Origin of the sequence: Streptomyces sp. Ag109_O5-1, assembly GCF_003814875.1 — a bacterium.
Classification (GTDB): domain Bacteria; phylum Actinomycetota; class Actinomycetes; order Streptomycetales; family Streptomycetaceae; genus Streptomyces; species Streptomyces sasae.
Genome location: NZ_RKQF01000001.1, coordinates 4,620,255 through 4,640,034, shown reverse-complemented (window position 1 = coordinate 4,640,034; position 19,780 = coordinate 4,620,255). Strand labels below are relative to the sequence as shown.

At 70.2% G+C, this 19,780-nt stretch carries 18 protein-coding genes; 6 read left to right on the top strand and 12 right to left on the bottom strand.

What is annotated here, in order from left to right; genetic code table 11:
• Window positions 1-11 precede the first annotated feature (11 nt).
• The 3 genes from EDD90_RS21045 to EDD90_RS21035 all read right to left on the bottom strand — a co-directional run bounded on the left by EDD90_RS21045 (window position 12) and on the right by EDD90_RS21035 (window position 3,030).
• A complete protein-coding gene (locus tag EDD90_RS21045; protein ID WP_123974511.1) occupies window positions 12-635 on the bottom strand; it encodes a TetR/AcrR family transcriptional regulator in 624 nt (207 codons plus the stop codon).
• Window positions 632-2,200 carry an MFS transporter gene (locus tag EDD90_RS21040; RefSeq protein ID WP_123974510.1) on the bottom strand — a complete coding sequence of 523 codons (1,569 nt, stop codon included), beginning with the start codon at window positions 2,198-2,200 and terminating at the stop codon, window positions 632-634. Before EDD90_RS21040 ends, EDD90_RS21045 begins: the two co-directional genes overlap by 4 nt.
• Window positions 2,201-2,313: 113 nt before the next feature.
• Entirely contained in the window at window positions 2,314-3,030 is a 717-nt protein-coding gene (locus tag EDD90_RS21035) for a hemolysin III family protein (protein ID WP_123974509.1), read from the bottom strand.
• A 352-nt stretch (window positions 3,031-3,382) separates the two neighbouring features.
• Here EDD90_RS21035 and EDD90_RS21030 point away from each other — a divergent pair, with 352 nt between their 5' ends.
• Entirely contained in the window at window positions 3,383-5,206 is a 1,824-nt protein-coding gene (locus tag EDD90_RS21030) for a phosphoenolpyruvate carboxykinase (GTP) (RefSeq protein ID WP_123974508.1), read from the top strand.
• Between the two features lie 214 nt (window positions 5,207-5,420).
• On the opposite strand, the gene EDD90_RS21025 is transcribed toward EDD90_RS21030, so the two are convergent.
• The 7 genes from EDD90_RS21025 to EDD90_RS20995 form a co-directional block, all read right to left on the bottom strand.
• The gene (locus EDD90_RS21025; protein ID WP_123974507.1) at window positions 5,421-6,023 is read right to left on the bottom strand and encodes a hypothetical protein; all 603 of its coding nucleotides are present in this window, start codon (window positions 6,021-6,023) and stop codon (window positions 5,421-5,423) included.
• Complete coding sequence (locus EDD90_RS21020; protein ID WP_123974506.1) at window positions 6,010-7,542, bottom strand: substrate-binding domain-containing protein; 1,533 nt, start codon at window positions 7,540-7,542, stop codon at window positions 6,010-6,012. The genes EDD90_RS21025 and EDD90_RS21020 overlap by 14 nt, the downstream gene beginning before the upstream one ends.
• The gene (locus EDD90_RS21015; RefSeq protein ID WP_123981445.1) at window positions 7,539-8,738 is read right to left on the bottom strand and encodes a toxic anion resistance protein; all 1,200 of its coding nucleotides are present in this window, start codon (window positions 8,736-8,738) and stop codon (window positions 7,539-7,541) included. The genes EDD90_RS21020 and EDD90_RS21015 overlap by 4 nt, the downstream gene beginning before the upstream one ends.
• A 30-nt stretch (window positions 8,739-8,768) precedes the next feature.
• Window positions 8,769-9,845 carry a substrate-binding domain-containing protein gene (locus EDD90_RS21010; RefSeq protein WP_123974505.1) on the bottom strand — a complete coding sequence of 359 codons (1,077 nt, stop codon included), beginning with the start codon at window positions 9,843-9,845 and terminating at the stop codon, window positions 8,769-8,771.
• Window positions 9,846-9,954: 109 nt separating this feature from the next.
• Window positions 9,955-10,539, bottom strand: a complete 585-nt coding sequence (locus EDD90_RS21005; RefSeq protein ID WP_123981443.1) for a Uma2 family endonuclease — start codon at window positions 10,537-10,539, stop codon at window positions 9,955-9,957.
• 86 nt (window positions 10,540-10,625) lie between these two features.
• On the bottom strand, window positions 10,626-11,033 hold the full coding sequence (locus EDD90_RS21000; protein WP_123974504.1) for a hypothetical protein: 408 nt from the start codon (window positions 11,031-11,033) through the stop codon (window positions 10,626-10,628).
• A 106-nt stretch (window positions 11,034-11,139) separates the two neighbouring features.
• Window positions 11,140-12,351 (bottom strand): pyridoxal phosphate-dependent aminotransferase, encoded by a 1,212-nt coding sequence (locus tag EDD90_RS20995; protein ID WP_123974503.1) that lies wholly within the window; start codon window positions 12,349-12,351, stop codon window positions 11,140-11,142.
• 159 nt (window positions 12,352-12,510) lie between these two features.
• Between EDD90_RS20995 and EDD90_RS20990 the strand changes: the two genes are divergently transcribed.
• Window positions 12,511-13,140 (top strand): hypothetical protein, encoded by a 630-nt coding sequence (locus tag EDD90_RS20990; RefSeq protein ID WP_123974502.1) that lies wholly within the window; start codon window positions 12,511-12,513, stop codon window positions 13,138-13,140.
• A gap of 256 nt (window positions 13,141-13,396) precedes the next feature.
• A complete protein-coding gene (locus EDD90_RS20985; RefSeq protein ID WP_123974501.1) occupies window positions 13,397-14,230 on the top strand; it encodes a serine protease in 834 nt (277 codons plus the stop codon).
• A gap of 94 nt (window positions 14,231-14,324) precedes the next feature.
• Here the strand turns inward: EDD90_RS20985 and EDD90_RS20980 are convergent, their stop codons facing one another.
• Both EDD90_RS20980 and EDD90_RS20975 read right to left on the bottom strand, forming a co-directional pair.
• Complete coding sequence (locus tag EDD90_RS20980; protein WP_123974500.1) at window positions 14,325-15,941, bottom strand: amidohydrolase family protein; 1,617 nt, start codon at window positions 15,939-15,941, stop codon at window positions 14,325-14,327.
• A 19-nt stretch (window positions 15,942-15,960) separates the two neighbouring features.
• Window positions 15,961-17,238 carry an amino acid deaminase gene (locus EDD90_RS20975; RefSeq protein ID WP_123974499.1) on the bottom strand — a complete coding sequence of 426 codons (1,278 nt, stop codon included), beginning with the start codon at window positions 17,236-17,238 and terminating at the stop codon, window positions 15,961-15,963.
• Window positions 17,239-17,440: 202 nt separating this feature from the next.
• Here EDD90_RS20975 and EDD90_RS20970 point away from each other — a divergent pair, with 202 nt between their 5' ends.
• Genes EDD90_RS20970 through EDD90_RS20960 form a run of 3 tightly spaced genes read left to right on the top strand, consistent with a single transcriptional unit; the run spans window position 17,441 to window position 19,760 of the window.
• Window positions 17,441-18,589 (top strand): sugar kinase, encoded by a 1,149-nt coding sequence (locus EDD90_RS20970; RefSeq protein WP_123981441.1) that lies wholly within the window; start codon window positions 17,441-17,443, stop codon window positions 18,587-18,589.
• Window positions 18,586-19,350: an IclR family transcriptional regulator gene (locus EDD90_RS20965; protein WP_123974498.1), complete on the top strand. Its 765-nt coding sequence runs from the start codon at window positions 18,586-18,588 to the stop codon at window positions 19,348-19,350. The genes EDD90_RS20970 and EDD90_RS20965 overlap by 4 nt, the downstream gene beginning before the upstream one ends.
• The gene (locus EDD90_RS20960; protein ID WP_123974497.1) at window positions 19,350-19,760 is read left to right on the top strand and encodes a RidA family protein; all 411 of its coding nucleotides are present in this window, start codon (window positions 19,350-19,352) and stop codon (window positions 19,758-19,760) included. Before EDD90_RS20965 ends, EDD90_RS20960 begins: the two co-directional genes overlap by 1 nt.
• Window positions 19,761-19,780: the final 20 nt, after the last annotated feature.

Below are 19,780 nucleotides of genomic sequence, written 5' to 3'. Positions count from 1 at the left end.
CGGCCGTGACCTCAGTGGTTTTCGGGGGGCAGGCCGTGCTCGATGACGTTCAGGGCACGGTCGACGAGGGCGTCGAAGTCGGGCTCGTGGTCCTGTTCCGCCCAGTACATCGAGGTCTCCATCAGGCCGCCGACGATGGACATCGCGTAGACCCGGACCTCAAGGCTCTCCGGGTCGCGGCCGGTGCGCTCGCCGATGGCCTGGCAGAGCATCCGGCCGGTCTCCGACATGCTCTCCATCATCCGGGAGCGCACCGCGGGGACCTCGACCATCAGCCGGGTGCGCAGCCTGGAGACCGCGTGGGGGTCCTTCATGCCCACGGTGATCGCCCGGTGCATCACATGGCGGAGGGAGTCCGGCCAGGGCTCGTCGGCGGGCCGGGTCCGGAGCTCCTCCATGATGATCGGGTCGTACTCGTCCGTGAGGACGATGTCCTCCTTGGTCGGGAAGTACCGGAAGACCGTCGACGGCGACACCTCGGCCCGCTCCGCGATCTGCTCGATCGTCGTCGCGTCGTACCCCTGTTCCTCGACCAGCGTGTACATCGCGGTGCGGATCGCCTCGCGGGTCTTGATCTTCTTCCGTTCACGCAGGCCGAGCGTGGGGGAGGTGTGCGGTGCCGTCATGCTGGTCATTGTCCGGCATCGGCGGTGGCGGGGGCCACGGCCGGTTCCTCGTTCCCCTCGGTGCGGTGGGCGGTCGGTGTGTTGGGCAGGAACGCGGCGGCCAGCAGCGCGGTGACGAGCGCGGCGATCCCGCACACCATCAGGACCAGGCCCATGCCGTGGACGTACGAGGCGTTCGCGGAGGCGGCGAGGTGGGCGGAGCCGGTCTTCGCGGCCACCAGGTGGGCGGCGACGACGGACTCACCGGCGGTGTGGCCGAGCGGGGCGGGCAGGCCGGTCACGTCCAGGCGGTCGCGGAAGGTGCTCGCCAGCAGGCTGCCGAGCAGGGCGATACCGATCGCGCCGCCGACCTGGCGCAGGGTCATCAGCAGTCCGGAGCCGCTGCCGGCCCGGTTCGCGGGCAGGGCGGCGAGGGCGCCGTCCATGGAGGGCACGACGGAGAAGCCGAAGCCGAGACCGGCGACGGACAGCCACAGGGCGGTGTAGCCGTAGCCGTCGTGGACGGTCGTACGGCTGCCGAGGAGCGCGGCGAAGGCGAGCACGACGAGGCCCGCGCTGACCACGGCGCGTGATCCGAAGCGGGCCACGACCGGCTGGGCGGCCCGTGCGGCGATCATCAGCCCGCCCATCATGGGCAGCAGGCGCAGACCGGTGCCGAAGGCGTCGTTGCCGAGGACCGCCTGGAGGTACGGGGGCAGTACGAACATCAGGCCGGACAGCACGAACATCACGAGTGTGGCCGCGAGGGCGTTGAGCAGGAAGCCGCGGTGGGTGAGGAGCTCCATGTCGAGCATGGGGCGGTCGACCTGGCGTTCGCGCAGCACGAGGCCGGCGACCAGGAGCACGGCCGCCGCGAAGAGGGCGATGACCAGGGGGTCGCCCCAGCCGCGGTCGGGGGCCTCGATGATCGCGTAGATCAGGGCGCCGAGGCCGGTCGCGGTGAGCGTGGTGGAGAGGACGTCGACCTTGGGGGAGGCGGGGTCGCTGGTCTCGGGGAGCAGGAAGACACAGGCGGTGACGCCGATCGCGACCATCGGGACGTTGATCAGGAAGACCGAGCCCCACCAGAAGTGGTTGAGCAGCCAGCCGCCGATGATCGGGCCGAGCGGCAGGCCGAGCGCGGAGGCGGCGGAGATGATGCCGACGGCCCGGGTGCGCTCGGCCGGTCCGAACAGCGAGGGCAGTACGGACAGCGCCAGCGGCATCACCAGTGCCGCGCCGACGCCCATCACCGCGCGGGCGGCGATCACCCAGTTCACATCGCCGGCCAGGGCGCCGATCACGGACCCGGCCAGGAAGATCGCGAGACCGGTGATGAGCATCCGGCGGCGGCCGAAGCGGTCGCCGAGGAGGCCGGCCGGGAGCATCAGCGACGCGAAGACGACCACGTAGGCGTCCGCCATCCACTGCTGCTGGCCGGTCGTGGCGCCGAGCTGCTCGGCCATGGTCGGCAGCGCCACGTTGAGGATCGTCATGTCGAAGCCGAGCACCAGCATGCTCGCGACCAGGGCGCCCAGGGCCCACCACCGGCGGGGGTTCTGATGTGTCTCTTCAAGCTGAGTGACAGTAGCCATGAAATGAGAGTAGCTCTCAAAATCTATAGACTGTCAATGGGGAGTCGATGTCAGGGCATGAAAAAGTGGCCACGGCTCGGGAGCCGTGGCCACTCGAAGGAGGGGCGGTGGAACTATGCGTGCTGGTACGCCACCAGGGAGATCCCCACGTAGTGGACGACGAACGCGGCCAGCGTGAGCGAGTGGAACACCTCGTGGAAGCCGAAGTAGCGCGGTGACGGGTTCGGGCGCTTGATGCCGTAGATCACGCCGCCGGCGCTGTAGAGCAGGCCGCCGACGATCACCAGGACCAGTACCGCGATGCCGCCGGTGTGCATGAAGTCGGGCAGGAAGAAGACCGCTGCCCAGCCCATCGCTATGTAGCAGGGCGTGTACAGCCAGCGTGGGGCGCCGACCCAGAACACCCGGAAGACGATGCCGGCGGCCGCCGCGCCCCAGATGCCCCACAGCAGCCACTGCCCCTTCGCCCCGGGCAGGAGCAGCAGGGTCAGGGGTGTGTAGGTGCCCGCGATGATCAGGAAGATGTTGGCGTGGTCGAGTCTGCGCAGGATGCCGTCCATGCGCGGACTCCAGTTGCCCCGGTGGTACAGCGCGCTCACGCCGAACAGCAGGCATGCCGTCAGGACGTAGATCCCGCAGGCCACGCGGCCGCGCGGTGAGTCGGCGAGGGCGGTGAGGACGAGGCCCGCGATCAGTACGGCCGGGAACATGCCCAGATGCAGCCAGCCGCGCAACTTGGGCTTGACCTGGTGCGACAGGGAAGAGAGCGCCGAGGAGCCACGGCCGGCGGCCGGCGGTTCCGAGGGCGCGTCGGGGGCGGACGCAGTCATGTCTCGCATCGTACCTACGGAACCGTAGGTTACGCGTCAGTACGGCACGACGACCACTCGACCGCACTCATCGTCTCACGCCCGCCCGTTGCGCAGCCGGGAGCGTGCAAAAAGATCTCCAGTTGAACTCAACGTGGACGCAAAGAAACGCAGGAAAACACGGAAACCGTGGCCTTCCTCACGTCGCTCATCTGTGACTCCCTCTGGACAGATGGGAGATCGAGTCGGAGGATCAAATGAGTGCGGTCGGCACCGGATGAGCGGCTACGAAGCATCCGGGTCGCAGCCCCCACGGGGCAACAAGGCCTGAAACAAGGCCGCAAGATCAAAAATCCCTCATTTAGGAGCAATCGTGGCGCGCGACATCGCGGCTCCCACCGTCATCCCCACCAACCATCAGGAACTGATCTCGTGGGTCAACGAGATCGCCGAACTGACGCAACCGGACAGCGTGGTCTGGTGTGACGGATCCGAGGCCGAGTACGAGCGACTGTGCGAAGAGCTCGTGGCGAAGGGCACCTTCAAGAAGCTCGACCCGATCAAGCGCCCCCACTCCTACTACGCGGCCTCCGACCCGACCGACGTCGCCCGGGTCGAGGACCGCACCTTCATCTGCTCCGAGCAGGAGAAGGACGCGGGCCCGACCAACCACTGGAAGGCCCCCGCCGAGATGCGGGAGATCTTCTCCGGCGAGAAGGGCCTGTTCCGCGGCTCGATGAAGGGCCGGACGATGTACGTCGTCCCGTTCTGCATGGGGCCCCTCGGCTCCCCGCTCTCCGCGCTCGGCGTGGAGATCACCGACTCCGCGTACGTCGCCGTCTCCATGCGCACGATGACGCGCATGGGCCAGGCGGTCCTCGACGAACTCGGCGACGACGGCTTCTTCGTGAAGGCCGTGCACACCCTCGGCGCCCCGCTCGCGGAGGGCGAGGCGGACGTCCCCTGGCCGTGCAACCAGACCAAGTACATCTCGCACTTCCCCGAGTCGCGCGAGATCTGGTCCTACGGCTCCGGCTACGGCGGCAACGCCCTGCTCGGCAAGAAGTGCTACGCCCTGCGCATCGCCTCCGTCATGGCGCGCGACGAGGGCTGGCTCGCCGAGCACATGCTGATCCTCAAGCTCACGCCTCCGCAGGGCGAGTCCAAGTACGTCGCCGCAGCCTTCCCGAGCGCCTGCGGCAAGACGAACCTCGCCATGCTGGAGCCCACCGTCTCCGGCTGGACCGTCGAGACCATCGGCGACGACATCGCCTGGATGCGGTTCGGCGAGGACGGCCGCCTCTACGCGATCAACCCCGAGGCCGGCTTCTTCGGCGTCGCGCCCGGCACCGGTGAGCACACCAACGCCAACGCGATGAAGACGCTCTGGGGCAACGCCGTCTTCACCAACGTCGCCCTCACCGACGACGACGACATCTGGTGGGAGGGCATGACCGAGGAGACGCCCGCCCACCTCACCGACTGGAAGGGCCGGGACTGGACCCCGGACTCCGCGGAGCCCGCCGCCCACCCCAACGCCCGCTTCACCGTCCCCGCCGCGCAGTGCCCGATCATCGCGCCGGAGTGGGAGGACCCCAAGGGCGTGCCGATCTCGGCGATCCTCTTCGGCGGCCGCCGGGCCAGCGCCGTACCGCTGGTCACCGAGTCCTTCGACTGGAACCACGGCGTGTTCCTGGGGGCGAACGTGGCCTCCGAGAAGACCGCCGCCGCCGAGGGCAAGGTCGGCGAGCTGCGCCGCGACCCGTTCGCGATGCTGCCGTTCTGCGGCTACAACATGGGCGACTACATGGCCCACTGGATCAAGGTCGGCCAGTCCGCGGACGCGGCCAAGCTGCCGAAGATCTACTACGTCAACTGGTTCCGCAAGAACGACGAGGGCAAGTTCGTCTGGCCGGGCTTCGGTGAGAACTCCCGTGTCCTGAAGTGGATCGTGGAGCGGCTGGACGGCAAGGCGGCCGGTGTGGAGACGCCGATCGGTGTCCTCCCGACGCGCGAGGCCCTCGACACCAACGGACTCGACCTGGCCGACAGCGACCTCGACTTCCTGCTGACCGTCGACAAGGAGGTCTGGCGGGAGGAGGCCTCGCTGATCCCCGGCCACCTCAACACCTTCGGTGAGCACACGCCGAAGGAGCTGTGGGACGAGTACCAGGCGCTGGTGGAGCGCCTGGGATAACTCCCGTCTGATCTCCGCGGCCGGTCCTGGGGGTACCTCCCACGCCCTTAAGGCAGTGGGGGAGTGCCCTGACCAGCGATCGTCACGACCGGCCGCGGTGTGAACCGGCGAGGCCGCGCACAATGGGGTGCGGGGCTTGTGGGCCTGTCGTCGCCTTTTCCGTCCGCCCCGACGGGAGCGTGGTGACGGCAGGCCTTCGCCTGTGGGGGGCGCTTCAGTTGCCCCTTTCCTCCAAGTAGCGGGTGTGGGATTCCTGGCGTCTGGCCTCTGTGTCCCTCAGGGTTGCCGCCAAGTGCTCCGCCTCTTCCTTGAGCATCGTGAGCTGGCGTTCCAAGTGGCGCTCCGGGGGTTCCTGGCCCGGGGTCAGGCGTGTCCACCACCTGGTGCGTACGAAGCTGTCGACCGCCTCCGGGATGTCCTGCCGTACCGTGCGCGAGAGGACATGGACCCCCTCCGGATCCTGGGCCAGCAGTTCTGCCGCCCAGCCCGGGTCCAGCAACGCCGTCAGCAGGTCCGTCAGTGCGGTCAGGCGGGCCTCGGTGGAGGCCGGCAGGCCGACCTCCGCCAGGTAGGTCTCCAGCTTGCGGAAGTCGGCGCGGACCTCCTCCAACTGGGCCGACGGGGTCGGGAAGTCCGGCAGCGGCGGGCGCTCCGGCGGGGCGATCAGCGCACCCGCGCCGTAGAGGCCGGCCACCACCACCGGCCAGTACGGGCCCGCCACGCCTGCGAAGGTCAGGACCAGGCCGAGGAGGCCGCCCGCCGAGCCGGTGAGGTTCTTGCGGGACTCGAGGTAGCCGAGGAGCTTATTGGTAGCCACGGATCTCCTCGAAGGCGCCGTCCAGGGAGTCCTGCCGGCCGTCGAAGAGACGGCCGCCGGTCAGGGCGGCGATGTGCTGGAGTTCGGCGCGGGACGAGTCGCCGAAGAGGATGGGGAAGACGGGGATCTGCTGCCGGTCGGCGGAGAGCTTGCTGTAGAAGTCGTCGAAGTCACCGACCTTGGCGCCCGTGGTGTTCTCGCCGTCGGTCATCAGCACGATCGACGTGAAGGTGTCCTGGGAGGGGTTCAGCTGGGCGTACGCCTTCTCCAGGGAGGTGTAGATCGCCGTGTTGCCGTCGGCGTTCAGGGCGTCGGTGTCCTTGCGGATCGCGTCGAGGTCGGCCTTGTCGTCGACCACGTGGGTGCTCACGCTCTTCACGTCCGAGCCGAACGGCATCAGGGTGACCTCCTCGCGGTTGCGGAAGTCGCCGGTGAGGCCGGTGAGGGCCTTCTTCAGGCGGGAGAGCCGGTCGCCCTCCATCGAGCCCGAGGTGTCCAGGACGTAGACCGTGCGGGAGGGCCGGCGCAGGTCGTTCTCGTACGCGGAGATGAGCCCGTCGGCCACGGACCGGCCGCCGGGGAAGGGGAGTTCGCGGCGGCGGGTCGTGTCCAGGCCGGAGGCGGGCGGGACGGAGGCGACCACCGGGCGGCGGTGGGTGGTGTCCGTGACGAGTTTCTGCACGGCCGTGGTGCGCAGGTCCTCGGTCACCTTGCGGACGTCCTCGCGGGTGGCCGAGGAGGTGGCGGCCAGGGAGGAGAGCGGGTAGTCGGCGGTGACCACGCCGTCGGTCGGACGGATCACCGTCAGGCCGGGGACGCCCATGAGGACGGACTCGTAGTTGAGCAGGGCGTCGACGTTGCCGCGCCGCTTGTAGGCCGAGGCCAGCCAGCCGGAGGAGCCCGAGGTCAGGGTCTGGCCCTTGAAGAACCTCTTCAGCCGGGGGGTCGCCTTGGCGACGTCGCCGTCCGTGAGCGCCGACTGGGCCCCGGAGAGCGCGGAGGCTACCGAGACCAGCGTGGAGAAGCCGGAGTTGGAGCGGGCCGGGTCGGTCATGCCGTACGTCAGCTTCCCGGCTTCCACGGCCTGCTCGATCCGGGACCAGGTGACGTCGGCCGGCTTCCAGCCGAGGGACTGCACGGTGGCCGTCTTCACGCCGATCGCGACCGGGCTGGACATGATCGAGGTCTCGGAGACGACCTTCTTCGCCGCCTCAGGGCGCAGCCGCAGATAGTCGTCGGAGGACAGCCAGAGCGCGTCGTACTTCCCGTCCGTCTGCCCCTTGGCCAGCAGGTCGACGGCGTCCAGGGTGCCCATGTAGGTGGGACGGATCGTGACACCGGTGTCCTTGCGGACCCGGTCGAAGACGGCGCTCATGTCGCTGAGTTCGGAGGAGGCGAGGACCCGGAGGGTGCCGGGCTTCGAGGCCGTGGAGTCGTCGTCGTGGTCCTGGGAGGAGGTGCAGCCGGTCAGTACGACGGCCGTCGTCGCCAGGAGGGCGGGCAGCGTGCGTCTGTTCATGCGAGGCCGTCCTCCAGTGCGCCCTTCGAGCGGCTGCGCGCCAAGTAGGCGCTCGCCTGCTGGAGTTCGTCGGTGAGGGACTGGACGGTGCCGGCCATCGCCTCGGTCGCCTGCGCCTTGTAGCTGTCGATGGCGTCGAGGGTGCGGTAGATCTGCTGGAAGGCGGCGCGCAGGGTCTCGACGCCTACGGCCGGGTCGGCGGCGATGCGCTGGATCTCGCCGCTCTGGGTCGCGAGCATCTCGGCATTGCCCCGGATGAGGTCCTCGGTCGTCCCGTGCAACGCGTTGACCTGCTCGATGACCTTCTTCTGGTTGTCGAGCGCGGAAGCCAGCATCACCGAGATCCGCAGGGCCGAGACAGTGGTGGTGGCGGCGCGTTCGACGCCCTTGATCAGTTCGTCGTTGTTGCGCCGTACGACGTCCATCGCCAGGTAGCCCTGCGCGGACACCGCGAGCTGGGTGAGCAGGTCCTGGTGCTTCTGCCGGACCGGGAAGAGCACGTCCGCCCGCAGGACGTCGGCCTCCTGGGGGTCGGGGAGCCGGGCGATGTGCTGCTCGACGGCGGTGTCCAGGGCCTGGGTCAGGACGACGTACTCCTGGAGCTTGCCCATGGTCTCCCAGAGCCGCACCCGTTCGGTCTGCAACGCGGCGTTGTCCCGGCGGAGTTCGTCCTGGCCGCCGCGCAGCGACCCCACGATCTTGTTCAACGTCCCCTGCGCGGAGGCGTACTGAGCGACGTGGTCGCGGAGCCTGTTCCCGCCCGGCAGCCTGGAGAGGAACTTGCGGCCCTTGCCCGTCGGCAGGTCGCGCGGGTCCAGGTCCTCGACGACCCGGCGGAGTTCGACCAGCGAGCCGGCCACCTTGGCCTGGGCGTCGCCGCCCTTGTCGGGCAGGCTGCGCACCGCCCGTTCCAGCATGCGGTTGGACTGCGAGGCGGCGGTGCGCATCTCGCCGGCACCGAGACCGGTGATCTCGCCGACCTTGCTCGCGAACTCCGGCGACCGCGCGTCCAGGGCGGCGAGGCCCCGGACGTAGTCGTCGGCCTTGCGCGCCATGTCCGTACGGACGCCGTAGTCGACGGGCACGAGCCCGCCGGCCTTCTCCCGCGGTACGGGCGCGACGGCCTCCGGCGGGGTCAGCGTGAAGACGTCCTCACCGCTGAGGGTGGGCGTGTGCTCACCACCGCTCGGCACCATCTTGTCGAAGTTGCTCACAGGATCCCCCCGTCAGCCGCGCGCCCGGCGGGCCATCTCGTGCAGCACCGCGTAGGTGGGCACGGGCGCCTGCCGGACGCCGGTCAGTGTCTGGTTGAGGTAGGCGGCTTGGCCGGCGGTGGCACCGACGAACTCGGCGGAATCGCCCTGCGGCCGGAAACCGTGCCGCACGGCGAGCTTGCGCAGGGTCGGATCGGCGCTGAGGAGTTCGCCGAGCGCCCGGCCGGCGTCGTCGAGCGGCACGATGGTGTGGTCGCTGTTCACCGTGGTGTCCGGGTAGAGGACGACCAGGTCGTCGGCGCCGTGCCGGTCGGCGAGCAGCGAGACGACCTGCGACTCGTACAGGCACACCAGCGGGTTGCCGGCGCCGCTGATGAAGTCCCGGAACACCGAGTCGCTGCTGGGCTGTTGGGCGCCCTGGACGCTGACGAGCTTGTGCAGCAGCGGGGCGGTCCTGGCGACGTCGGCGGTACTGGCCACCACCCGGCCGCCGTTGGCCACGTAAGAGGCGGCGGCGAGGTAGAGAGCGCCGGAGTTGGAGGTCTCCGGGTCGGTGCTCGTGATGTAGAGCGTCCCGGTCAACTCCCCATGCCCGTTCGCGCCCTTGAGCTGCTGCCAGGTCCGGTCGTGCCGGGCGGCGTCCAGATAGGCGGCCATCTTCAGGGTGCCCCGGCCCTTGCCGTCGAGCACGGCGAGACCGTTCGCCGCCAGGACGTCGGCCGCGCTGCGGTGGGCCACGACGACGAGGGGCGAGTAGAAGGGCCGGGGGAGCGGCTGGCGCGCGTGGTACTTCGCGGCCAGCTGGTCGGCCGGCGCCGAACTGGAGGGGAAGGCGAAGTCATAGCCCTTCAGGTCCAGGCCGTCCATGGCCCAGGACCCCGACGACTCCGTCTTCACGGTGTAGCCCTTGGCGGCGAGGGCCTTCACCACATCGGGATCGGCGAAGAAGTCCGACTTCTCCGAACCGATCACACCGCGCACGGTCTTCGTTGCCGTGCCCTTGCCATCCCCGTTCCGGCCTGCGACGACGGCAGCCACCACGCCACCGATCAGCAGCACCGCGAGGACGATTCCCGCGATACGTCTCACGAGGGGGAGAGTGCTCCCGGAATCCCTCAGTCCTGGGTGGAACGGGTGAACGAGGGGTGAAGGGGGCGCCCCGGAACGCAACCGGAGCGCCGGGCTCCGTCGGGCGCGGTCAGGCGGGGTCGTTCCCGGCCTTGCCGTACCGGCGGAAGGCGGAGGTCTCCACCCGCCAGGGACCGAAGGGCACCACGTCGCCGTAGATGTACGGGTCCATACGCCGGTACCGGTCCCCGCACGGGTCGGAGTGCACCTCGATCGTGCCCCTCCGGGGGTCGACGATCATGTAGTGGGCGATGCCCATCGCCGGATATTCGCTGATCTTTTCGACGTAGTCGTTGTCCGGGTTGGAGGGGGACACGATCTCGACGACGGCCAGCACGTGGGAGGCGTCCACCGCGATCCCCTCCTCGTCGAGCACGTCCTCGGGGATGACGACGGCGTCGGGGCGCCGCATGCGGCCGAGGGCGGGGTGCTCGATCTCCGGGCCGTTCTCGCACATGTAGCCCGGGTGGGTGACCTGGAGTTGCGTGTTCAGCTGATTGCGGATGCGGCTGACCGTACCCTCATGCCGTTTCGACGGGCACATCATCGCCAGTATCGGACCGGAGGGACCGATTTCGACGCTCCAGGTCCCTTCGAGCTGCTCGGCGTAGGCTCCGAGGTCCTCGGCGATCGCGCGCATCTTCGGGTAGTCCATGCCCATGACCTCAGCGTACTGACATATGGCAACCCGGTCCGCGCGTCGCTGCGGGAGCGCGCGGACCGGGGCCGTCGGGGGGTGGGTCAGCCGGCTGTGGTGAGTTCCGTGGCCGCCGCGTGGGCGTCCATGCGTTCCGCCGCGAGGATCGCCGCCGCGGTGTCCGCCCGGGACGCCGCGACCACCAGGGCGCGGCCGGCGAACGCGTGCGCGCGCTCGTGCAGCGCGGCCGGCTCCTGGGCCGCCGCGAGTGACGCGCGGACCGGTGTACGTCCGCCCCGAAGCCGGGTCACCTGCTCGGCCAGCCGGGTCGCGGCGGCGTCGAGGTCGGTGGACGGCGCGAGGGCCCGCAGCTCGTCGGTGACGGCGAGCAGCGCCGCGAGATGTCCGGCGAGCTGGATGTCCAGCTCCTCCTCGCGCGTCCGGTGCGGGAAGTCGGCAGGCGTGCCGGCCATCGTGCTGTGGACCGACTTGGTGCGGATCGGTTCGTACATGGGAGATGGCCTCCTGTGCTCTGACAGGAAGCCATCCTAGCTTAGATCTCGTCTAAAGTTGACCACGTTCACGGACGGTGCCCCGGCGGCTACCTGCGGCTGGCGCCTATCGCTGGCTGTATCCGTCCAGGAACCGCCCGATCCGTGTGATCGCGTCCCGCAGGTCGCCGATCGCCGGCAGCGTCACCACCCGGAAGTGATCCGGTTCCGGCCAGTTGAAGCCGCTGCCCTGGACCACCATGATCTTCTCCTGCCGCAGCAGGTCCAGGACCATCTGCCGGTCGTCCTTGATCTTGAAGACCTGGGGGTCGAGGCGCGGGAAGAGGTAGAGGGCGCCCTTGGGCCGGACGCAGCTCACGCCCGGGATCTGGGTGAGCAGCTCGTACGCCGTGTCCACCTGCTCCTTCAGCCGCCCGCCCGGCAGCACCAGGTCGTTGATCGTCTGGCGGCCGCTCAGCGCGGCCACGACACCGTGCTGACCCGGCATGTTCGCGCACAGCCGCATGTTCGCGAGGATCGTCAGGCCCTCGATGTAGGAGTCGGCGTGCGCGCGGGGGCCGGAGATGGACATCCAGCCGACCCGGTAGCCGGCCACCCGGTAGGCCTTGGACATGCCGTTGAAGGTGAGCGTGAGCAGGTCCGGGGCGACGGAGGCGGTCGGGGTGTGCGTGGCGTCGTCGTAGAGGATCTTGTCGTAGATCTCGTCCGAGCAGACCAGCAGGTTGTGGCGGCGGGCGATATCGGTCAGCCCGCGCAGCATCGCCTCGTCGTACACCGCGCCCGTCGGGTTGTTCGGGTTGATGATGACGATCGCCTTGGTGCGGTCGCTGACCTTGCGCTCGATGTCGGCGAGGTCGGGCATCCAGTCCGACTGCTCGTCGCACCGGTAGTGCACGGCCGTACCGCCGGAGAGGGAGACCGCCGCGGTCCACAGCGGGTAGTCCGGCGCCGGGACCAGCACCTCGTCCCCGTCGTCGAGCAGCCCCTGCATCGCCATCACGATCAGCTCGGAGACGCCGTTGCCGATGAAGACGTGCTCGACGTCGGTCTCGATGCCGATGGTCTGGTTGTGCATGACCACCGCGCGGCGGGCGGCCAGCAGGCCCTTCGCGTCCCCGTAGCCGTGGGCCGTGGAGACGTTGCGGAGGATGTCCTCCAGGATCTCCGGCGGGCACTCGAAACCGAAGGCGGCCGGGTTTCCGGTGTTGAGCTTGAGGATGCGGTGTCCCGCCGCCTCAAGCCGCATCGCCTCCTCGAGAACCGGGCCCCGGATCTCGTAACAGACATTGGCGAGCTTGGTCGACTGGATCACCTGCATGTCCGTGAGCTTACGGTGCGGTAACGCCCGTCGGGCCGTGTTTTCCACCACGTGAGACACGGGAGGAGCACTGGTGGGACATGAATACGACCTGATGATTTGGCCTGTTATCGCCGGTAGCTGTCTCAAAGCCGCCCGCCCTCCCTAGAATTCGCGTCCATGCCGAGACCTGCCGAGGACGAGACCGGGGCGCCCAACGTCTACCAGCGCCAGGGCGGACCCGCCCCCGAGTACGAGGAGTACCGGGATCCGGCGTTCGCGCACGGCTGGCTCAACGCATACGACGAGACGAGCGAGCTGCCCCGGATATCGCCCACCGCACCGGGACCGGGCCGGGCGGAGCGGCGGCGGGCGGCGGCTCGTGGCGTGGGCGGCCCGCGTGCGAAGCACGTGGCGGTCGCCGTGGGGGCGGTGGGGGCCGCGTCCGTGGCCGCGCTGATCGCCGGTTTCGCCTTCTCCTCGTCGACGGACGGCACGCAGGGCGAGCAGAACCGTACGAAGCACACGGCCGGCGAGTCGCCGCAGGAGAGCCCGCGCGGCGCGTCGGCCACCCCGTCCCCGAAGTCGGCCGCGGCGTCGCCGGCGACCGGCGCGGCATCCGGGTCCGCCGCCACGTCCACGGCCGGGTTGTCGGCATCGGCGATCCCCTCGCCGAGCACCGTCCCGACGCGTAGTGCCAGTGGGGCACCCTCGCCGACTGCCGTCACCATGACCCCGACGCCGACCGCGACCCCGACGTACGGGGGGCACGGCTGGGGCCACGGGAGGGGTGGCGGCAGGGGGCGTTAGGGGGTGTTAGGGGGATGCGCCATGAGGCCGGCAGGCCGTGCGGGTCGCCCCGTTCGAGCCGGGCTGGGCCGGGTGACGCAACCGGCCAACCGGCCGCGGCGGTTCGTCGTCATCCGTGTCAGGAGGTCTCGGCGGCTCCGGTCGACCGGAAACAGCATCTTGCCCCCGCACCTTGTTGTGTTGAGAATGTGCATGACAAGAATGCGGGTGGCCGGAAGATCTCCGGTCACCCTCGTCGTATAGAGGGGACCCCCACATGAACAAGCCTCTCGTCGCCGCGCTCGCCTCCCTGGCCATCACCGGGATCGGCGTGGCACCGGCGGTCGCCGCGCCGCAGGCCAAGGCGGCCGCGGCGGTGACCGTCAACTTCGCAGGTACCGTCTCGCTCAGCAACTGTTCCGGGTCCGTCATCCGCTTCCCGAACTCCGCGGACACCGACCCGGCGCTGGTGATGACCAACGGCCACTGCCTGGAGACCGGCTTCCCGGACCCCGGCGAGGTCATCACCGGGCAGTCCTCCAGCCGTACCTTCGGACTGCTCAACTCCTCCGGCACGCGCGTCGCCACGCTCCGCGCGAACCAGGTCGTCTACTCGACGATGACCGACACGGACGTCACGATCTACCGCACCACCACGACGTACTCGGCGATCAAGAGCTCCTACGGCATCAGCCCGCTCACCCTCAGCGACACCCACCCGACCGCCGGCACCGCCATCAAGGTCGTCTCCGGGTACTGGAAGACGATCTACAGCTGCAACATCGACGGGTTCGTGTACCGGCTGAAGGAGGGCGACTGGACCTGGAAGGACTCGGTCCGCTACACCTCCGCGTGCAACACGATCGGCGGCACGTCGGGGTCGCCGGTGATCGACACCAGCACGGGCAAGGTCGTCGCCATCAACAACACGGGCAACGAGGACGGGGAGCGGTGCACCGTCGACAACCCGTGCGAGGTGGACGAGAGCGGCAACATCACGGTCCGGCAGGGGATCAACTACGCCGAGGAGACGTACAACATTCCGGCGTGCTTCACGACGGGGAATGTGCTGAACCTCAGCGCGAGTGCGTGCACGCTGCCCAAGCCGTAACGCTCCGCTGGGCGCACCCTTGTCGGGTGCGGGTGTGCGGGGGGCTGGTCGCGCCCACGCGGCGGTAGCCGCACATCGACACAGCCCCGCGCCCCTAGGCGAGTCGGGGCGCACGTCGGATGGAGCGTCCCGCCATTTCGTCCGTTCTCCGGCCGTTCTCGATCACGAACCGGCCGTTGATCAGGACGTACGGGATGCCCGTCGGCAGCTTGCGAGGCTCCTCGAACGTGGAGCCCGCCGCCACCGTCTGCGGGTCGAAGAGGACCACGTCGGCCCGGTAGCCCTCGCGGACCAGGCCCCGGTCCGGCAGGCGCAGCCGGGCCGCGGGGCGGGCGGTGAGGTGGGCCACGCACTCCTCCAGGGACAGGACTCCCCACTCCCGTACGTAGTGGCCGAGGTAGTGCGGAAAGGTGCCGTAGGCGCGGGGGTGCGGCTTCGCGCCCTGGAGGATGCCGTCCGAACCGCCGGTGTGGACCGGGTGGCGCATGATCGTGCGGACGTTCTCCTCGTGGCCGACGTGCTGGAGGATGGAGGGGGCCAGGCGGTCCGCCAGGAGGAGGTGGCGGGCCGTCGTCCACGGGGGTTCGCCGCGTCGCCGCGCCGACTCCTCGACCGTATGGCCGACAAAGTCGGCCAGGGCCGGATCGGCCACGCCCGAGATCTCGATCGTGTCCCATTCGATGGGGACGCCGTGGCAGCCGTCGGAGCCGACGTTCTCCAGGTGGTGGCGGATGCGTTCGGCGGTGGCGTCGTCCGCCAGCCGGGCCAGCGCCGCCTCCGGGCCGCCCTCGTTCGCCCAGCTCGGCAGCATCGCCGCGAGGGTCGTGCTGCCGGGGGTGTAGGGGTAGGTGTCGAGGGTGATGTCGGCGCCGGAGGCGAGGGCCTCGTCGAGCAGTGCCAGCAACTCGGGTGCCCGGCCCTTGTTCACGCCGAAGTTCATGGTGGCGTGGGCCAGATGGAGCGGGCAGTCCGCCTCCCGGGCGAGGACGACCATCTCCGCGTAGGCCTCCAGGGCGCCCGCGCCGTACGAGCGGTGGTGCGGGCAGTAGTAGCCGCCGTACTCCGCCACCACCCGGCACAGCTCGGTCAGTTCGGCGTTCTTGGCGTACATGCCGGGGGTGTAGGTCAGACCGGAGGACAGGCCCATCGCGCCCTGTTCCAGGCCCTCCGCCACCAGCCGCCGCATCCGGTCGAGTTCGGCGGGGGTCGCCTCGCGGTCCTCCCAGCCGACGGCCAGGGCGCGGACCGTGCCCTGGGGGATCAGGTAGGCCGCGTTCACGGCGATGCCCCGGTCGAGGCGGTCCAGGTACTCGCCGACCGACCGCCAGTCGAAGTCGATGTCGTCGCCGTGGCCGTTCCAGCCGGTGATCGCCCGGCGGACCTCCTCCAGGGTGCGGTCGTCGACCGGGGCGTACGACAGCCCGTCCTGGCCCAGGACCTCCAGGGTCACCCCCTGCGCGGCCTTGGCGCTGTGGTCGGGGTCGCGGAGCAGGGCCAGGTCGCTGTGAGCGTGCATGTCGATGAAGCCGGGGGAGAGGACCAGGCCTTCCGCGTCCAACTCGCGCATGGCGCGCGGGCGTTGGCAGCCGGCCGCGGCGGCTTCCTTGACGATCGACACGATCCTGCCGTCGTCGACGACCACGTCCGCGCGGTACGAGGGTTCGCCGCTGCCGTCGACGACGTCCGCGTCCCGGATGACCAGATCCTCCATGATCCCTCCTGGAATCCTCTTAGAAGAACGTGCGGATGTAGTCGACGACCGTTCCGTCCGCCTCGACGACCGGGATCAGCTGCCACTTGTCGAACGACGTGCACGGGTGGGACAGGCCGAGGCCCACCCAGTCCCCGACCTCCAGGTCCGCCTCGGGCGCGGTGCGCAGCCAGGTGTGCTGGTCGGACAGACCGGTCACCTCGACGCCGGTCGCCGGACGCTCCGTGCCGTCCCGGCGGATCACCTGGGCGAACGGGAGATGGAGGTCGTAGGCCGCGTCCCGCTTGCCCGCGTTGGCGAAGGCCTGCCCGGGGGAGGGGCGGGAGACGATCTGCGCCCAGAGGCGGAAGGCCGGCTCCAGGGCGCCCTCCTCGGGGACACGGTTGAAGGGGGTGATCTCGCGATAGCGGCCGTCGTCGTGCGAGACGTACGCCCCCGACCGCAGCAACTTCAGTACAGGGAGCGAGAGTTCGGGGATCCCGGCGAAGACGTCCGCCACCGCGTCGAACCAGGCGCTGCCGCCCGCGCTGACGACGATCTCCGTCAGGTCCGCGAACCGCCCCGCCTTGTCGAAGTCGACGGCGAGGGCGACGAGGCGACGCAGATAGGCGTGCACCCGCTCCGGGCCCGCCTCCGGCACCTCGCCCTCGTACCCGGCCACGCCCACCAGCCGCAGGGTCTCGGTCCCGGCCACCGCGTCCGCGACCGCCGCGCACTCCGCCTCCGTACGGACGCCGGTACGGGCGCCCTCCCCCGCGGCGAGCTCGACGACGACGTCCACCGGGCGGCCGGCCCCGCGCAGCGCCGCGTCCATCAGCCCGACCCCGCGCACGGAGTCGACGTAGCAAAGGAAGCGGAAGTCCTCGTCCCGCTCCAGCTCGGCCGCGATCCAGCGGAGGGCCGGGGCGTCCACGAGCTCGTTGGCGAGGAAGACCCGCCGGGTGCCGAACGCCCGTGCCACCCGCACCTGATGCGGCACGGCGAGGGTGATGCCCCATGCCCCGTGCTCGATCTGGCGCCGGAAGAGCTGCGGGGCCATGGAGGTCTTGCCGTGCGGGGCGAAGGCGAGGCCGTGCCGTTCGGTGTACGTCTCCATCAGCGCGAGATTGTGCTCCAGGCGCTCGGCGGAGAGGGCCAGCACCGGGGTGGCGAAGCCGTCGGAGAAGAGGTTGCGGCGCTGGGCGGCCAGCTCGCCGACGGTGCGGCCCTCGGCGTCCGGCGGGAGGCCCTTGAAGCGGTGGTCGACGCGTTCTTCCGCGAGACGGGCGAGCGCTTCGGTGCCGGGGGCGAGGGTCACGGAACCTCCCTGCTCGAGCTGATTGCATTATGTGCAACGCTCATTGCGTATATCGCTTACCGCTGTCTAACATCCACGCCAACGCCGGGTCAATGGAGCTCACAGCGACCCTCCCCATCGACGAGGAGCCACGACCATCGTGAAGGCCACGGATGCCGTTGACGCCGTTGACGCCCCGGACGTCGTCGCGCTCGGCGAGTCCATGGTCACGTTCCTGCCCACCCGGCCGGGGCGGCTCGCGGGCGTACCGTCCTTCGACCGTGCGATCGGCGGTGCCGAGTCCAACGTGGCCTGCGGGCTGGCTGCCGCCGGCCACGCCGTGCGGTGGGTCAGCCGGGTCGGGACGGACGGGTTCGGCGATCACCTGGTGGAGACGGTCGCGTCGTACGGCGTGGACGTCTCGCACGTGGGCCGCGACGCCGTGCGCCCGACGGGCGTGTACTTCCGTACGGCGGGGGACCGGGCGACGGACGCGCACGAGGTGGCTTATTACCGGGCGGGGTCTGCGGCGTCCGCGATGTCGGCGGCCAACGTGGATCTGGGCGCGGTGCGGGCGGGACGGGTCCTGCATCTGTCGGGGATCACGGCCGCGTTGTCGGAGGGGTGCCTGGGGTTGTTGCGAGAGCTGACGGCGCCCGCCGGAGGGCGGCCGGTGGTGTCGTTCGACGTGAACTACCGGCCGGGGCTGTGGCCCGGCTCCGGCGGCGCGGAGGTGCTGTTGGAGCTGGCGCGTCGGGCCGACATCGTCTTTGTGGGGGAGGACGAGGCGGAGCTGGCGTGGGGGGTGGGGGGCGGGCCGGAGGCGATTCGGGAACTGCTGCCAGAGCCCGCGGTGTTGGTGGTGAAGGAGGGGGCGAAGGGGGCGACGGCGTTTCAGCGGGGTGGTGCGGGCGGTTCTTCGGCCGCGGCCCGGTGGGGGCTGGTCGCGCCCACGCGGCGGCAGCCGCACATCGAATACAGCCCCGCGCCCCTTACGGGGCGCTGCCCAGCCGCGTTCCATCGAGCCACCCAGCAAGCGCGGGCGAGTGAAACCCCGCCCCCGGCCGACCCCCACGGCACCTTCGAACCCGCCCCCACCGTCGACGTCGTAGCGACCGTCGGCGCAGGGGACGCCTTCGCCGCCGGATTCCTCTCCGGCGCCCTGCGCGGCCTGCCCGTACGGCAGGGACTCCGGCTCGGCCATCTCTTCGCCGCCGCCGTCCTCACCACCCCCGCCGACCTCGCCGTACCCCCCGCCCGCGACACCACCGACCGCCTGACCGCTCTCGGGGACACCGCGTGGGAGAGACTTCGACTCGGCCCCGGCTGGACGCAAGCCGACGCGGCCGAAGAGGAGGTACGCAACCCATGAGCCAGACCGTCGACCGAGCACTCAGCATCCTGCCGTTGCTCGCGGAGGGCCCCGCCGACCTCGGCCAGGTCGCCGACCGCCTCGGCGTGCACAAGTCGACCGCACTGCGGCTGCTGCGCACCCTCCACGAACACGGGCTCGTCTACCGCCAGTCCGACCAGCGCTACCGGCTCGGCGCCCGCCTCTTCGCCCTCGCCCAGGAGGCGATGGAGAACCTCGACATCCGCGAGATCGCCCACCCTCACCTGTCCCGGCTCAACGAGGCCTGCGGGCACACCGTGCACCTCGCCGTGTTCGAGGAGGGCGAGGTCCTCTACATCGACAAGGTCGAGAGCCGCTACCCGGTGCGCATGTACTCCCGGATCGGCAAGCCCGTCGCGATCACCGTCGCCGCCGTCGCCAAGCTGCTCCTCGCGGACCTGCCCGAGCCCGAGCGGCGGGCCCTCGCCGACAAGCTCGACTACCCCATGTACACGGCCCGTTCGACGCCGAACGCGGAGGCCTTCCGCAAGGAACTGGCCAAGGTGCGCGAACAGGGCTGGGCCACCGACCTCGGCGGCCACGAGGAGTCCATCAACTGCGTGGCCGCCCCGATCCGCGGCGCCGACGGGCGCGTTGTCGCCGCGATGTCGGTCTCCGCGCCGAACGTCGTCGTCACCGCCGACCAACTCCTCACCCTGCTCCCGCAGGTGCGCCGTACGGCGGACGCGATCAGCGGTGAGTACTCAGGCAGAACCCCGATCAAGGAAGCCGGCGACTGATGACCGAGAAGATCGCGCTCACCCCGAAGACCCATACCACCCCGCCCGCGAAGTTCTCGCACGGCGTCAGGAAGGGCAACATCCTCCAGGTCGCCGGCCAGGTCGGCTTCCTGCCCGCGGAGGAGGGCAAGCCGCCTACCCCGGCCGGCCCCACGCTGCGCGAGCAGACCCTCCAGACCCTCGCCAACGTCAAGGCGATCCTCGAAGAGGGCGGCGCCTCCTGGGACGACGTGATGATGATCCGCGTCTATCTGACGGACGTGGACCACTTCGCCGAGATGAACGGCATCTACAACGCCTACTTCGAGGAGCAGGGCCTCACCGCCCCGCCCGCCGCCCGGACGACCGTCTACGTCGGTCTGCCCGCCGGCCTCCTCATCGAGATCGACGCCCTCGCCGTGCTCGGCTGACCTTTCGGCGATCCGACTCC